The sequence below is a fragment of the Myxococcus sp. AM009 genome (genome assembly GCF_013372605.1).
GTDB lineage: Bacteria > Myxococcota > Myxococcia > Myxococcales > Myxococcaceae > Myxococcus > Myxococcus vastator.
Map to the genome: position 1 here is coordinate 42697 of NZ_JABXEP010000033.1, position 15861 is coordinate 58557.

The 15861-nt window shown below is 63.5% G+C and carries 10 protein-coding genes; 3 read left to right on the top strand and 7 right to left on the bottom strand.

Translation table 11 applies throughout. From position 1 onward, the window contains the following. Window positions 1-4: 4 nt before the first annotated feature. Genes HV824_RS11325 through HV824_RS11345 form a run of 5 tightly spaced genes read right to left on the bottom strand, consistent with a single transcriptional unit; the run spans window position 5 to window position 6725 of the window. Window positions 5-1630: a hypothetical protein gene (locus HV824_RS11325; RefSeq protein ID WP_176423250.1), complete on the bottom strand. Its 1626-nt coding sequence runs from the start codon at window positions 1628-1630 to the stop codon at window positions 5-7. A gap of 46 nt (window positions 1631-1676) precedes the next feature. Next, entirely contained in the window at window positions 1677-3536 is a 1860-nt protein-coding gene (locus HV824_RS11330) for a hypothetical protein (RefSeq protein WP_255207951.1), read from the bottom strand. 11 nt (window positions 3537-3547) lie between these two features. Next, window positions 3548-5281 carry a caspase family protein gene (locus HV824_RS11335; RefSeq protein WP_176423251.1) on the bottom strand — a complete coding sequence of 578 codons (1734 nt, stop codon included), beginning with the start codon at window positions 5279-5281 and terminating at the stop codon, window positions 3548-3550. Then, window positions 5278-6036, bottom strand: coding sequence for a hypothetical protein (locus HV824_RS11340; RefSeq protein WP_176423252.1), 759 nt, complete (start codon window positions 6034-6036; stop codon window positions 5278-5280). The genes HV824_RS11335 and HV824_RS11340 overlap by 4 nt, the downstream gene beginning before the upstream one ends. After that, window positions 6033-6725, bottom strand: a complete 693-nt coding sequence (locus tag HV824_RS11345; protein ID WP_176423253.1) for a sigma-70 family RNA polymerase sigma factor — start codon at window positions 6723-6725, stop codon at window positions 6033-6035. Before HV824_RS11345 ends, HV824_RS11340 begins: the two co-directional genes overlap by 4 nt. Window positions 6726-7099: 374 nt before the next feature. Between HV824_RS11345 and HV824_RS11350 the strand changes: the two genes are divergently transcribed. After that, window positions 7100-7951 (top strand): Hachiman antiphage defense system protein HamA, encoded by an 852-nt coding sequence (locus HV824_RS11350; RefSeq protein ID WP_176423254.1) that lies wholly within the window; start codon window positions 7100-7102, stop codon window positions 7949-7951. Continuing rightward, the gene (locus HV824_RS11355; protein ID WP_176423255.1) at window positions 7948-10935 is read left to right on the top strand and encodes a DEAD/DEAH box helicase; all 2988 of its coding nucleotides are present in this window, start codon (window positions 7948-7950) and stop codon (window positions 10933-10935) included. The genes HV824_RS11350 and HV824_RS11355 overlap by 4 nt, the downstream gene beginning before the upstream one ends. Window positions 10936-11966: 1031 nt before the next feature. On the opposite strand, the gene HV824_RS11360 is transcribed toward HV824_RS11355, so the two are convergent. Together HV824_RS11360 and HV824_RS11365 are read right to left on the bottom strand one after the other, a co-directional pair. After that, entirely contained in the window at window positions 11967-12935 is a 969-nt protein-coding gene (locus tag HV824_RS11360; protein ID WP_176423256.1) for an abortive infection family protein, read from the bottom strand. A 335-nt stretch (window positions 12936-13270) separates the two neighbouring features. Next, window positions 13271-15289, bottom strand: a complete 2019-nt coding sequence (locus HV824_RS11365; protein WP_176423257.1) for a lamin tail domain-containing protein — start codon at window positions 15287-15289, stop codon at window positions 13271-13273. 218 nt (window positions 15290-15507) lie between these two features. Between HV824_RS11365 and HV824_RS11370 the strand changes: the two genes are divergently transcribed. Next, window positions 15508-15861, top strand: a 354-nt coding sequence (locus tag HV824_RS11370) for a transcriptional regulator (RefSeq protein WP_176423258.1), incomplete at its 3' end; no start/stop codon positions are given.

Genomic DNA, 15861 nt, shown 5'->3' on the forward strand with positions numbered 1-15861 from the left:
CGCGTCACTCACCACAGGTGGCGGTGTCGTCATTGCCGCTGATGTGGAGCTGCCCGGCGTCGCCCGTGTACACGGAGGCCGCGAGCGACGTCGCGAGGCATGACGGGAGTTCGAGATTGCCCGTGACTTCAAAGGCCTGGTCGACCTGGTGCAGCGCGGTCAGGCCGAGCTGGACGAGGCTCGCGTTGTCCAGCACGCGAAGTGACTTGAGCGTGCTCAGGGCGCTCAAGTCCTCCAGGGTCGTCAAGGCGGGGTTCCCCTTCACGCTCAGCTCGGACAGGTGTCGTAGCTGCGTGAGACTGGCGATTTCGTGCAGGGCCTCGTTGTCGCTGATGTCGAGCCCACCGCCGATGGTCCAGGGGTTGAGTCCGTCCAGGGAGCGCAGGGCTTTGTTCCTCGCGATGAGGATGCTTTCACCGACATGGAAGAGGTTCGAGAGCGGGAGCGCGTGCAGTGCGTCGTTTCCAGCGACGGTGAGCGAGCCCATGAGGTTGTCGACGCCGAGGAGCGGTGACTCCTCTCCGGGGCTGAACTCCAGGGAGGCGTTGTCCATCAACAACAGGTTCACCCGGGGGGACACGCTCAGCAGGCCGCTCAGGCCGCGGAGTTGGTCGTTGTTGTTCACGACGAGGCCCCGTCCCACGAACAACCGTTGATGGTCGGCGCCGCCGGCTTGCAGCGTGCTCAGCGCGGGGTTGGAAGACACCTCGAAGTCATCACCCACGAAGCGCAGGCCTGGCAGGTCCACCTGGGTCAGCAGTTGGTTGTTCAAGAGGCGCACCGAGCGGTCCACCACCGCGAGCCCTGGCAGGCGCAGCTCGGTGAGGGACGTGTCACTGAGCACGAGCGAGCCCTGGATGCGGGAGATGCGCTGGAGCGCCGCGAGGTCCGCGGGGGTCCGCACGGTGTAGTCGCCGTAGAACGTGTGCAGGGCCTCACAGACGAAGGCCGTCATGTGAAGCTCGGGGCCTCCGAGCACGCCATCTCCATCCGCATCCACGCCAGCCTGGACGCGAGCGCCTCCTTGAGGACAGGCCGCTCCGGCGAGCTCGGGAGCCTGTGTGACCATGAGCCGGGCCGGTTCAATGCAGACGCTCTCCATGGCGCGGACCTCGTCGTCGTCCAGCAGCCCACTCCCATTCGCGTCAGGGCCGGCCTCCACCCAGGTGCGGCCCCAGCTACAGAGCCACGGGGGGACGTGGCCCCCCGGAGGCTGATGCCGGGTGCGGTGAAGCACCTGCCTGGAAGCCGACTCAGCGCAGCCGTACACCTCTCGGGTGATTTCGTTGTCTTCCAGGAGGTCGTTGCCATTGACGTCCTGGCCGGCCCGCGACACGTGTCCGCCGTGGGGACACTGCTCGCCGGGGGGCACGTCCTGCAGGTGCACCAGCACCCCGGGCGTGGGCGTGGCGCAGACGTACTCGGTGCTCGTCACTTCGCCGTCGTCGAGCACCCCGTTGTCGTTCAGGTCCAGGCCCGCGAGAAAGGCCCTGCCGCCGAGCGGGCAGTGGTCGCCAGCCGACTCCGCGTCCACCCGCGTGCGTGCCTCGTGCTGCGTGACGAGCTTGCGCAGGTCGATGCCGTCACAGCCCGCCGCCAGCAGCACCACCGCCATCCAGGTCCATCGCATGGGTGCTTCTCTCTTCCTCGTGACGGGAGGTGCCGCCAGGGGGCTTTCAATCGCAGGAGGCCGAGCTGTCGTTGCCGCGAATCTCCGGCGCGCCGCCCATGTTGACCCGTGCGGCGAGCGACACGGCCAGGCAGGTAGGGAGCCGGGGGTTCTCCGTGACGGTGAAGATGTTGGTGACGCTCTCCAGGGCATTCAGGTCCAGGCGCAGCAGGTTCTCATGGGAGAGCACGTACAGCTCCTCCACTGATTGAAGGAGGACGAGGTCCGACAAGTCCGTGAGGCTCGCGTTGTTCTCCAAGGTCAGCACCTTCAGCGAGAGCAGCCGGTCGAAGCCCATCAGCCGGAAGAGCTGTGGGTTGTTGCCGATGAACAGGAAGCCGCTGTTCTGCACCCGCTCGAGTCCCCACAAGTCCTTCAACATGGCGTTGTCATGGAACCGCATGCCGGAGGTGACACGCGCCAGCTTGGGGAACTCCCCCGCGGCCTCCAGGGCGGGGTTGCGCTCGAATTCGAGCGTCCCCACCTGGGTGAGCTCGCTCATGCCTTCGACCGAGCGCAGGTTGGCGTTGTCCCGCACGCTGAGCGCTCCGCCAACGGACGTCAGCGCGGGCATGCCCCACAACCCGGAGAGGTCCTCGTTGTTTTCGATGACCAGGTCTCCGACGACCTTCTGCAGCACCGTTCCGGTCAGGGTGAGCAAGGAGGAGTTCCCGATGATGTTCAGGGAGCCGCCCACCCATTCGAGCTGTTGGAAGGGAAGGGTGGAGAGCTTCGCATTGCCTTCCAGGGTGATGCTGCCGAGCTGCCTGGAGACGTACGTGAAGGAGCCCCCGTCGAGGACATCATTGTCTTTCAGGAGGATGTTGTTCGCAGGGAAGACCGTGCGCACCCCCGCGAGCGTGGGGAGCAAGGGGTTGGACACCAGGCTGAAATCTCCCCGGACCCAGAGCAGGGAGTGGCCGCTGCCCAGGTTCAGCGTGGTCAACGCGGGGTTTCTGGCGACGGTGAGCGGGCCACCCACGAGGCGCAGCGAGGGCAACTCCAGACGTTCGAGCGACGTGTCGATGATTTCCAGCGCGCCTTCGACCAGCATCAAGTCGGGGAGGACGGCCTCCGTGGCGGACCCGGGGTCGAAGTAGAGGTTGCCGCGGACGCGGGAGATGCCCTCCAGCGCCGCCAGGTCCACCGCGTTGCGCACGAAGTAATTGCCGTCCAGGGTGTGCAGCGGCTGGCACACGAACAGGGATGCCATCACCTCTTCGTCCTCGAACAGGCCGTCCGCGTCCGCGTCGGTGCCCACGTCCACCTGGGTGCTGGGCGTGGGGCACGCGGCGCCCGCGGGAGCAGGTGACTGGCGTACCCGGACCTCGGAGGGGAGCACGCAGAGGGTGGACGTCGCGCGGACCTCTGAATCATCCAGCACGCCGTTGCCATCCGGGTCCTGCCCTGCTTCGACCACGGCGCCGTGCTCCCCGCAGGGGTAGACGAAAGGCTCCCGGGCCCGCACGCGGGTGAGCACGGCCGCCGAGCTGGCGCAGCCGTAGACCTCGCGGCTGACCTCGCTGTCCTCCAGCTCGGCATTGCCATTCGTGTCCTGGCCCGCGCGGTACACCTTGCCGCCCTCCGTGCAGTGCTCCCCGGGGGGCTCGTCCTGCACGCGCACCAGCACGCCTGGGATGGAGGTGACACACGCGTATTCGGTGACGCTCACCTCGTCGTCGTCGAGCACGCCGTTGTCATCGCGGTCCAGCCCCGTGCGGACGAAGTGGCCACCATGGGCGCAGTTGGCACCGGCGGGCTCGGGGACCAGCCGGGTGAGCGGCGGGTGCTGCTTGACGAGCCGGTCCAGCTCGATGCCGTCACACCCCGTGACGAGCACGAGCATCGCCATCCACATGCGTTTCATGAGCAGGTCCCTCAGCGTCGCAGCGCCAGCTCGAAGCCGAAGGCGCGGTCCCAGTAGTTGCGCTGGTCCAACGTGACGCGGTCATAGGTGAGCGTGGCCGCCAGCCGCAGCCGCACCCCCGCCAGCGCCCCCGTCACCCCCGCGGCGGTGTACGTGGAGAGCACGGTGGGGTCGCCCATGCGCACCGGTCCGCGAGAGATGCCCAGGAAGCCCCAGCCCGCGCCCGCCTCCAGGAACAGCGGCACCCGCAGGTGCGCCGGAGCCTGGGCACCCAGCAGCCCCAGCAGCGCGCCCCGGTGGGTGCGGATGCCGTCGGTGGCCAGGGGCGTCAGGCCATATGCGGCGCGCGCGCCGTAGTAGAGCGACGGCAGGGGCGCCTCGCGCCGCCACGTCACCGTGGGGCCGGTGGCCAGCGTGCTCAAGCCGAGCGGTGCCTGCTGCCCCGTCCAGCCCAGCTCCCAGCCCGTGGTGGTGGCGGGCCGCCGCGCCATGAACCGCGGGAAGGCGCCGCCCGCGCTGGGGGGAAACGCCTGGGAGATGCCCACGGGCGCGAGCCCGGAGAGCGCCACGTAGCGCTCGTAGAAGTCCTTGTCGAGCGGCACCGCGAACAAGCCCTTGCGCAGGGCCTCCTCGGCGGGGCCGCGCTCCTGGAGCTCGCGGTCGCCCAGGTCGATGATGCCGTGGGTGGACAGCTCGGCCAGGGTGATGCGGGCCTCCTGCGTGGGCGTGCGAATCCAATACACGTCGCGCTCGGGCAGGCGCAGCAGCACGTATTGTTCCTGGGAGCGGCGCACGTCGGCCAGGCGCCGTCCGTCCGAGTCCTCGACGGAGATGCGCGAGTGCTCGAGCCCCGCGGGCAGCGGAAGGCTGGGACCTTTTGGAGCGGGGCCCACCAGCGGACGCCGGGGCTCGCGGGTGGGGGCGAAGGCGTGGAGCGACAGGCGCGCGGGGAGGCCCTTCACGCCCTGGAGCGACGCGGTGACGAAGGCGCCCAGCTCGCTGTACTCCACCCTGCCGTCGCCGTTGATGTCCGCCGCGCCCATGAGGCCGGAGCGGGCCACGTGGCTGAAGACCCCCGCGCGGATGCGGGACCACTCGTGCGTCTCGCCGTCGTCGCTCTCCGCGAACACGGCGCCCACGGTGGGCCGGGTGGCGAGCTGCTCACGGGCCAGCATGCCGCGCAGCTCCGCGAGCACCGCCGCGTCCGTCTGCCCGCCGCGGCTGCCCACGACGCCAGACGCGCGGCACGCGTCCACGATGAGGTGGACGTAGTTGGCACCGAGCGGGTCCACCACGTCCGCGTAGAGGCTGGCTTTGTCCAGACGTCCGCCCGCGAGGGTGAAGTACGCGCGTCCGGCTTCGTCCGTGTTGCCGTGGCCCACGTAGACGAGCAGCACGTCTGTCTGGCGTCCCAGTTCATGGTCCACCAGGGTGGCCGCGCGCAGGCGGGCCACCTCGCGCTTCACCTCGTCTGGCGTTGGAGGTCGGGCGCCCGCGAGCACCGGCCGGGCCGTGGCGCGGGTCGCCTCGTCCGGGTCCACCAGCAGCGTTGTCTCCACGCCCAGGCGTTGAAGCGTCTCCGCCCACAGCACGCCGTCATCGTCCGCGAAACGCAATGACGGGAGCGACGGGTCGTCGCTCCCGTTATGGGCAATGACCAGGGCGCGGCGGACCACGGCTTCGGCCGAGGCACCACGGGCCAGCAGCAGTGCCGCGGCGCCGAGGAGCACTCCCAGCTTTTTCATGGAGCTTCCTCTACCCTCACTGACTGCTTGAGCACCACCGTGCCCTCTGTCTGTTCACCGCGCAGGGTCGCCAGGGACTCGGCCGGGCTGCCTGCGAAGACGGCGACGACTTCGACGGTGCCCGCCGTTTCTGGCATGGGCACGGTCAGCTCGAGGGGGGCTTCCTTGCCCAGGCCTCCGGACAGGGTGAAGGGACCGGCCGTCACCTCCGCACTCCTGGCGCCGCGGACCTGGACGGCGACGTGGGTGAAGGGCGCGTGGCCACCGGCGGCGAAGGCCAGCATGGCGCCGGCGCGGCAGGTGTCTCCGGCGTGCAGCTCGCGCAGGGCCTGGCCCGGGGTGGCGCAGAAGATTCGCAGGGCGACGCCGGGGGGCGCGGTGCCTTCGCCGCGGGAGACGAACTCGCCGGGCGTCGTCGTGGCGGTGGGGACGAGCACCACCGCGAGGAAGACCGCGGCCAGCGCGCCGCCGAGCAGGGCCAGGGAGGGCCACCGGGACGGAGCCTGCTCTGGCGCGGCGGCGGCGAGGGCGGCCTCCAGGCCTCCGAGTGACAGGGATTGGAGCTCCACGGAGGAGGGGGCGTGGAGGTCATTTCCCTCCAGGGCGCGGTGGGCCTGAGCCCAGCGCTCGTAGCGGGCGCCGCAGCGCTGGCAGGAGTGGGCGTGGCGCAGCAGGCGAGCGGACTGGTGGGAGGACAGTTCTCCCAGCGACCACCGGGTCAGGCTGGCGTCGATATGTCTCTCGTACCACCTCATGAGGGCATGCTCCCTATTGCGCACAGCGCGAGCGAGGCCAGGAGGACTCCCAGCTCCATCCGCCCGGGCTCGGCCGATGCGTCCAGCCAGCCCGAGTCCTTCAAATGCTCGGTGAACTGCGTCCGCAGCCGCCGCTCGCGCACCCGGACTTCGCCTCGGGAGAGCTGGAGCTGCTGGGCGGCGGATTCCTGTGAAAGTCCTTCCACGAAGCGCAGGTGCGCCAGGGCGCGGCCTTCGTCCGTGAGGGTGTCGAGGAAGGCGCGGACCAGGTCGCGCACCTCCGAGCTGAGGGCCTCTTCTTCGGGCGTCCGGCCCTCGGTGGGCAGGTGCGTCAGCTCGGGCGCGTCGTCCATGGAGAGGGCCTCGCGGGACACGCGTCCCGACGCGCGCATGAGGTCGATGGCCGTCGAGCGCGCCACCGTGAGGAGGAAGCCCAGGTAGGGGCGAACCCCGTCATAGGCCTGCCGCATGTTGGGCCGGAAGGCCCGGACGAACGTCTCTTGATGGGCGGCGTCCAGGTCCAGCGCGGACAACGCGGCGGTGCGCGTCCCCCCGTCCGAGCCGACCGCGAACTTTCGCGAGAGGTAGCGGAGCACCTCGGGCGAATAGGTCCGGTACACCTGCGTGAGGACGGACGTCTCCCCCCGGCGGAAGGACTCCAAGACGGACCGGTCGTTTCCAGGCAGCACGGTAGCTCCGTCCCTCATCGCGAGCCGGCTCGAGCCCAATGCCCGGCCGTCCGTCATCCCTTCAAAATGGGATACGGAGCGGGGTCGCAAAATGGGTCGCGCCTATAACGCATGGGGCGTGTTTTCATTGTGTGCCCGTTTGCGGATTCGCGTCCGGAAACAGGGTGCATTAGGACCCATGCGTGCAGCGGCAGATGCCGCTATTACCGTGAGTAAAGGTCGGAAGCACAGCATCGTTGCTCCTAGTGCGATGTCCCGAGGTATGGAGGGTACGAAATCTGTGCTGAATGCCTTGGTTGCATAGCGCGGCCGTCGCTTAGATCCCCCAGAGCTTGTGGTGAAGGTACTATGCGGTGGTTTCTTCTGGGGGCTCTGTGAATGAGCTAGGCCTTGATGTTGAGGTGATTGGCCGTTGGTTCACGCGGACTGAAAACGGTCCGTACACCTTACTATGTGTACCTGCGGAGCAGACAGAGGACTTGCCTACTGGCGCGGCAATCGCCGTTCGGCGCTGCTATGTTACAGACCAATTACTCGTCGAAAGAGCTTCGCAACTTGGTGTTCCCCAATCCGAAGTTCTTGCAACCAAGATACCAGATCCTGGTTCGACGATGGCTGGAGATTTCGGAGAGATACTCGTTCTCCTTCTCCAAGCTACATTGCTGAATCCTATCGCCGCCGTTGCTCCTAAAAAGTGGCGTCTGAAGCAGGATAGGACGAAGCCAGCGCCACACTCAGACGTCCTTCACTTCGTCCTTCCCCACTGGCCGAGGGCTAGTGCTGAAGATGTCATAATTTGCTCTGAGGTGAAAACGAAGTCCACCGACGGGGGAAGCACGCCCATTGCAAGCGCGCTAAAGGATTCGGAAAAAGATCGAACGAGCCGGTTAGCCAAGACACTGGTCTGGCTACGGGAGCGGGCAATCGGTGGTGACCAATGTGGGGTTCACCTCAAGCAGTTGAACCGGTTTATCGAGGCCGTCGATGCTCCCCCTGCGGAACGGCGTTTTAATGCGGTTGCGGTGGTGTGCTCGAATCTCCTGGATGGAGAATTAGCGGCTGTTCCGCCTGTCGTTCCGGTAGGTCACAAACTGCTCATCGTTTCGGTGCATGATTTGAAGTGCACGTATGAAGCAGTGTTTGAGGCGGTTCGAGCCTCAGTCCCGAACACAACATCTGAAAACGGGCCTTCAGTCGCGACCAAGGGAGAGGCGGAAGTTCTATGAGGCCTACGCTCGAACGCTGGATTATCGACTCGGATGCGCTACGTCAGCTTAGGCTGTTCCGCGTCCCCCAAGCCCCACTCAGACTTAGTCGCGTCGTATTGCGAAGCGATGATTATTATATCTCGCTTGTCGGGGAACTGTTTTATGCCCTGCGTCACGGGTATGTGCATCGAGCGGATTGGGCAAAATTGGGTAACGCCTTCTATCATTTCATAGGTCCTGAGTCGTCTCGGGAAGGGACGCATATTTCCTCCGAGGAGTCCGCTCTTTTCTCCGCGACGGCTTTCTATGCCGGAGGCTTTCCGGCCTCCGCTTACATTGTGGCGAAAGAAATTGATCGGACGAAGCTAAATGAGGCGCAGCTTGCTTGTTTTGAATTATTGGCGCGCCCGGGAGAGTTGCGCTCAGGAACGATGGAGTTGGTCGTAAACTCCCTGCGGCTTGGCGACCTTGAAGCGATTTCAGTTGTTGAAAATGTGGCAAGGATGGCGGCAGCGCAAGCTCTCTCGGTCGGGCCTGACGAATGGATCGTTCAGACCCTGCTCCATCTTCTTCTGAGTCGCTTCACGCAGACAAACATCCGCGCCATTTTGCCTGAGGGCCAGTCTGACTTCTGGACGCCGCTTGTTCAGTCGCTCTTGGAAAGATCGCCGCCCACCTGGGATTTTTTCCCATCGCAGATTGAAGCACTTCGTCAAGGACTGCTTACGCGAGAGGAGCCTTTCGCTTTGCAGATGCCGACTGGGGCCGGCAAGACGACGCTTTGTGAGACATTGATTTATCACCATTTGAAGTGCCGTCCAAACAGTTCTGCCGTGCTGCTGGTGCCGTTTCGCGCATTGGCGACAGAATTGCGGTCGTCGTTGGTAAAGCGGCTTAATGCCATGGGCTTGGCATCGCGATGCGCCTATGGAGGAACGGTTCCCGCCCGCGAAGAAGTCCGCAGTCTTGATGATGTAAGAGCGTTGATTGCTACGCCGGAGTCCTTATCAGGGCTCCTAAGCGCCAACCCGGGATTTTACAAGCGCCTCTCGCTGGTGATCTGTGACGAAGGACACTTGTTGGACAGTGGGGCGCGTGGTGTGGGATTGGAATTGCTGTTGTCGCGCATGCGAGTCCAGCAAGAGATGGCTCTACGAATTGTTTTTATGTCTGCCATTGTTCCGAATATTGAAGAGATTAATGCTTGGTTGGGTGGGGCGGATGATACGGTAGTTCGGAGTGATTATCAGCCGACTGGTGCTGATTTTTCGGTCTTGAGGCCGAGCGGCGCTGCTTCGCCTGTCGTTGCTCTTGAAATGCACCCGCATCAGAAGGAGCCTGCTCGGTACTCCATTGAGGCTTTCCTCGGACCCACCGATTTTCAACGGCGGAATGTAAAGACGGGACGTATTAATACATATAAGTACAAGGCGATCAAGGCTCAGGCGGTTGCTGCCGCGCGAAAATCTCTGCACTTGGGAATGGTTGCCGTTTTTTCTGCCAACAAACATGGGAAGCAAGGTGCTGTTGGTCTGGCTGGTGAGTTGCTTCAGCAACTTGAGTTTGGATTGGCGCTGCCCGAGCCGAATGCATTTGTGCGGCAGGAGAGTGTTCGGCCGTCGTTGGACTATCTTATTCAGGAGTACGGGGCCGATTGGATAGGCTGTCGCGTGCTCTCTGTGGGAGCAGTCTTGCACCATGGGGATATACCGCAAGAAACCCGCGAGGTCCTAGAGGCCCTTTTGCGGAGGGAGCAGGTCCGGCTCGCATTCTGCACGAGTACTCTGGCAGAAGGAGTCAATCTCCCTATTTGCACCCTTGTCCTTTACTCAGTTATACGCCAGTTGGCCGGTGGCGCATCCGAGCCGTTGCTGGCACGCGACATCAAGAACCTTGTGGGGCGGGCTGGCCGGCCGGGGACTGCTACTCGAGGGCTCGTTATCTGTGCCAATCCGCTGCAATGGCCGCAGGTTGCGCCAACTGCAAAGCAGCAGGCCGGTGAACTAGTTGAAGGTGCGCTTCATCGACTTCTTGTCGGGCTAGATGCTGCGCTTAGGAATCAGCGCATAATGCTGACGGATGAGGCGTTGGAGCGGCAGCCAAGTTTGCATACTCTTATTGATGGAATCGATGCCACCCTTGTAGACTTGGCGGCAGAAGAACTCGGAGAGGCGAAGCTAGTACAACTTGCTGAGCAGGTTGCAGATAAGACATTTGCGGCCGCTCGCGCTACTGCAGAGTCCAAGAATGTTCTAAAGAAAGTTTTGGCGCTTCGTGCCAGGCGAGTGTCAAGCGCATATTCTAATGGGCGAGGTGGTTGGATCCGCGAGGCTGGAGTTGCGTTGCGGATGCTCTTCTCAGTGGAGAGTACCTTGCTTCCTCGGCTTGCGCGCTGGGATGACATCTCGGAGCATCTTGAGGCCGTCGCGCTTGATGCTATTTTAACTTGGGCATGGGAACAGCCAGAGATGCAGGCGGCCGTCGCGGCGGCATTTCGTTCGGACGAGCAGGATGTGCCTCGTTCTACCGCTTTCTCGGAGTTTGTCATGATCGTGAAAGCGTGGATTGACGGGCTGCCTTTTGTAGATATTGCGCGCGTCGCAGATCTGTCGATTGATGATGTACTTTCGGTGCATGCGCAAGTGGTGTCATTCGTCTTGCAGACACTGGTGGATCAGGGCGTCACTGTGCTGGAGAGGCTACTCGAAACGCAGGGAAGTACAGTTTCATCCTATGTGGCTAACCTTCCTGAACGACTTCGGTTCGGCGTGCCGAGTGCCACAGGCTGCGCCTTAGCGGCAAACGGCGTCCGGCATCGACGTGCGGCGGTCATGCTCGGGAATGCGCTACAGTCGCTCAACCTGCCAGCAGATAATCGACCGCTACTTTCTTCCTTTGCAAGTCAGCCTTTGATCGAATCTGCGGGCTACTGGAGGGAGGTACTTGGAGAGTTGGTGTATTTGAATACCGTGAATGACCTTGCCCCGGGGGTGGTTCGGTAGTTGTGTGTGAGGGGGGGCTGTCGAGTCCTTGTTTGTTTTGTGCGTTTGGGGAGGTGAGGACAGGGAGAGGATGAGTTGGCTTCTCTGAATTGGGGATTCGATTGTCTTTGCTGGTTAGGCGAGGCTGTTGAGTCGAGGAGCGCGGGAGTTGAGCATCCAACTCGTTACCGTCGCTGCAAGCGGACAGGAAGAACTGGTAGAGCATCCCCGGTGGGGTCGGCAATCCGAAATCCCCAAAGTTGTCCGGCTTTGTCTGCGACGCCATGAAATACGAACAATTCGCCCGAGCAACGCGGTGTGCGAACTAGCGAAAACGGCTCTAGCAGAGTGCGTTCGTTCGCGACGAGGTTGAACGAATCCAAAACGGGAAAGCAGTATTCGGACACAATGCCGCGTGCGCCTGCTGGGAGGTTGGGAAACTTCTTCGCAGCTTTTTCTTCAGCGCGTTGGACTGCTCGCTCCCTCACGTGTTCTATAGTGCTTCCTTTGGCTGCATGCCAAAGCTCTATGTCCAGAAATGTGTCAGTACCGTCCCGATTGAAGAGGATGTCGGCTGTTGTGTTTCCAACGCCTGTTCGCGCTTCGAATTGGATGACAGTGGCCCCTTCGTGCTGGAGCCGCAAGGCCCGAGCTGCGTGCGCAACCACGGTCCATAGCGTTGGGTCATGAACGTCCCACCCTGCTCGCCAGAGTGGCTCGGCTACCTGAACGACGCAACGAATGTCGCGAAATCGAGAAAGAAAGGTGTCTACCACACGAAGCAATTGGCTGGCGAATGCGCGGGCACCGGGTCGCGCATGATCATAGCCGATGAGGTATAGGGCTAACGGCAGGTTGATGTTGTGGCTGAAGTGCCCGGTTCGGTCTGTTTCGAAGGTCAACGCCCGTTCTTGATCAACGGCTGCGGTCCCGGCTCGGGGGTACCCAGATGGGAGGCGTGCAAGGAGAGAGGGAAATTTGGAGAGCCCTAGCTCAATTCGATGGTAGAACTCCTCTTTGTTCGGCATTGCAAGAGGCATGTCGTTTCCCATTCATCTTTCCGATATTGATGTGTGCGCCATTTTGTTTGGCGTGGTGGGGCTGGTGGATTTGATTTCTTGGTGCATGGCTAGGCGGCGCATCAGAAACGTGCTGATAGCTGCGGCTGCGGTCACTACGAAATCCGCTTCCTCCGTGCTAGCATTCTCCTGTCCTGGTGCTCTTCCATGTGCATCCCCCGAACCTGAACGAAAGGAGCCTATGTTTTGTATGACGGTGTTGAGTGCATTTGATATGGCGTGCAATTCTGCTCCTCCGGTTTTAAGTCCAAATTCGGCTGCCACTGGCTTGTAGAGTGTCCGAATTTGCATGTCATTTGGCGTTTCCAGATTGAGTTTGTTGATGATGTGCTTGAGTGTGGTTTCGAGCAAGACACAAGCTGCCGTAGTAGCTGCTGGCGGGTCGACGGCGACCAATCGGAGGGCTCGCGCAAAATCAGATTTCACGCGGCCAAAGGATAGTTCGCCAGCAATAGCGGTGAGTCGCTCACCCGCGACGGCTGTTGGGCCTGCTGCCGCGCTGCGGACGCTCTCGACAGTAGCCGCGCGCCCTTGGAGAAGTGCATTCGTTGCTTCCGAGAGACTGCTGACTAATTCTTCGAGTCTGTCTTTGGTTGCGATTGTCCGAAGCCACTTGGTATCCCAGGCGTCAGGTTTTATGCGGGCGTCACGTGCGTCTGCTTCGTAATCCTCGGCGTACTTAATGTCGTCCAGTGTTGATCTGTAAGTCAGTGTGATGCCATCTTCTCCTGCTAGTAGGTAGCCGTAGATTTCCTCCTCTCCGCCAGCGAAGTGCTCTATTGTGAAGCGTTTCGTTGAGGAGTTGATCCCGCCCTGAATGCAAATGGATTTGAGTCGCTCACTTAGCTTAATCACGTGAGCGCGAATTTGGTTGTCGTGCTGCTCAAGCTCTGAAGTGCGAATCTCCAGTTCCTCTAGCTTCGTGCGCAGGTCGCTTTTCATGAATGTTTGTTGGGGCTGCGTTTAGGATGGTTCTGTGGAATGTTTGGAGATGGGGTATGGCTGGTGTGTTGTGTCGGATAATGTCGAACAAGGCGAGGCGGGTGGCTTGAGAGAGGTTGGTGAGCGCTTCCTATCGCCAAGCCCCCTCTGCTGTGTGCTTCACGCATGATTGCCACGGGTGGAAGCGGCCGCATCAGGCCATTGGAATGGCATCTGAATTGCCCTCACTGCATGGCTCGCGAACTAAACTTAACCTCAGCCCATTGCAGCAAGTTCCAAGTAACGGTTGCAGCTACTTTAGGTGGGCTACAGTGACTGCCCCTGATGTGTCGACGTTAAAACGCCGTGCCGTTCACCCGCCGCCCAGGCGAAGCCTCCACACCGGCTGACAGTTGCGTATGCGGCACCCAGCTCCCACTGGAGCTCCCATCCGGGCTCCGGTTGTAGGAGACACCCACCGTCGTGTCCTGATACCCCGCGCTGTCCTGCACGGTGTTATCCGGCCGCACCAGGTACACGGTGTCGCCGCTGCTGCCCACGTTGACGCCCCGGTTGAAGTACAGCCCGCCTCCCGAGGCCGCCGTGGCGTTCGTCACGCCCCCGGGCACCGCAGTCGGGCCCGAGTACACGACATACGACTTGCCCGGCTGAATCATCGTCCCCGCGGGGAACACGTGCCGTGTGTCATCCTCGCCCGCGTAGGAGCTGGCGTCGTGAACCTTCCAGCCGCCCAGGTCCACCGCCGTGGTGCCCACGTTCACCAGCTCGACGAACTGCTGGTCATAATCCGGCGTGCTCGTGCCCGGGAGGTTGTGCGTCTGCGGCAGGTACTCGTTGATGAACACCTTGTACTGCGTCCCGCCGGTCCCCGTTCCTCCTCCCCCATTGCCGAGGTTGAAGCGGCTGATGATGGGGTAGTGGTCGGACGTGTTGTTCCGGTAGCCCGTGATGTTCGGCCGCAGCACCTGGGTCGAGTTGGGGACATAGCCGGCCCACAGCTCATTGGTGACGAGCTGATGGTCAATGAACGTGCTGCGGCTCGCCGTGCTGCCAATGCCCGCCTCGGACAGGGCCTGGGTCGTGAACTTGTAATTGGCCGAGTCGTTCACGAAGTTGCGGAACGGCGATTCAAACTTTAGCCCGGTGTTGGGATTGGTCGCGATGGACACATCCACGTCGTCATTCCAGTCACCCACCACCATGGCCCGCTGCGTGGGCAGGCGGACGTCCAGGTAGTCCTTGATCGCCATGGAGGCCGACACGCGCCGCGCGTAGTCGTCGGGACCGGTGAGCGCCTTCATGTGGAGGACCAACGCCGTCACGTCCACGCTGGCGCCGCCGCGCTGGATGCGCAGGTCCACGCGCAGCGGCGGACGCCCGCCGAAGTCGTAGTCGTGGTCCAGCAGCACCACGTCCGCCCGCAGCACCTGCACCACGTCCGACTTGAACAGCACGCCCACCTTCTGCTCGTTGGCCGCGTAGTAGCTCGACCCCGACGTCACCCGCGAGCCGTCGTCCGCCAGGAAGCCGTCGTAGCCCGGCAGCCGCGCCTTCAGCGCGTTGAACTGCGCCGTGCTGACAATCTCCGCCAGCCCCCAGAAGTCCACGCCCGCGTCGGCGAGGACGGCCTGCGCATTGGCCAACTGCAGCGGCTCATCGTTGGGCCCATAGTCCGGGTCCCCGAACCACTCGATGTTCCAGTTCCCCACCGACAGCGGGAAGCCCCCATCCGGCGCACCCCCGTCCGGCGTCTGCCCGGGGCCCACCACCTCCAGCCCCAGCTGGACCTCGGCCTCGGCGCCGTGGGCGTCATGGACCCGCAGGGTGATGGGATAGTCCCCTTCGCCCTGGGCCTGCCCCGTCAGCACGCCCGCGGCGCTCAACGCGATGCCCGTGGGCAGCGAGCCCCCCACCAGCTCCCACTGCAGGGGAGGGCGCCCGCCCGTGGCGACCAGGACGTGCTCGTAGCTGTCTCCCGCCGTGGCGGCGGGGAGCCCGTCGCTGGTGACCTCCGGGCGTGGATAGATTTTCAGCGCGTACGTCCGCACGTTCTCCAGGCCGTCCGCGTCCCGCACCGTCACGGTGAGCGAGAAGTCACCGGCCTCGTTCCCCGGGCCCTGCAGCCGCCCCTCTCCCGTATAGAAGGAGAAGCCCTGCGGCGGCGGCGACACCGTGTAGCGCAGGGGCGGCTCGCCCCCGGAGGCGGTGAACATGGCTTCGTAGGCAAGGCCCACCGTCGTCGGAGACAGCTCGACCGCAGGCAGACGGGGTCCCCCCGAGGGGCCACGTCCCTCGGAGCAGGCGCACAGCAAGGTGAGGACGGCGAGCATCCCCGCCATTCGGCAAAACGGCATGTCGGCGGGCTCCAGCGCGGGCCTCGAGGAGTGGGGCCCGCGACGCGCCCACTCTAGCCCCGACGGACACCCGTATGCACGAAGCCCGTCGCACGAAAGGCAATGGCCGCCGACATCGTTCGTGTTTCAAGCAAGCGCTGGAAGGTTTTGCGCTCCGGGCAGCCGTGGAGTGGAATGGTTTTTTCGGGGGGATGACTGCCCCATGGAGGACACAGCACATGGCCAACAAGTGGGACAAGCAGCTGATGGACTTCCTCAAGCGCACCGGTGACGAGCTCAAGCGCACCACCGATGACCTGCGCGGAGAGGCCCAGCGCCTCCTCAAGGAAGTGAAGGACCCCCAGAACCAGGCCAAGGTGAAGGAAGGCCTGGAGCAGCTCCGCACCTGGGCCGCCACCTCCAGCAAGGTGGCCGCGGAGAAGATTGAAGTCGCGGTGCGTCAGGTCGAGGGCGCCGTCGAGCGCGCCTTCACGAACGAGGAGGGCGGCGAGCAGGCCACCTCCTCGCGCCCCGCCCAGGCGCCGGCCGAGCCCAAGGCCGAGCCCAAGGCCCCCAAGGCCAGCGCCTCCCGC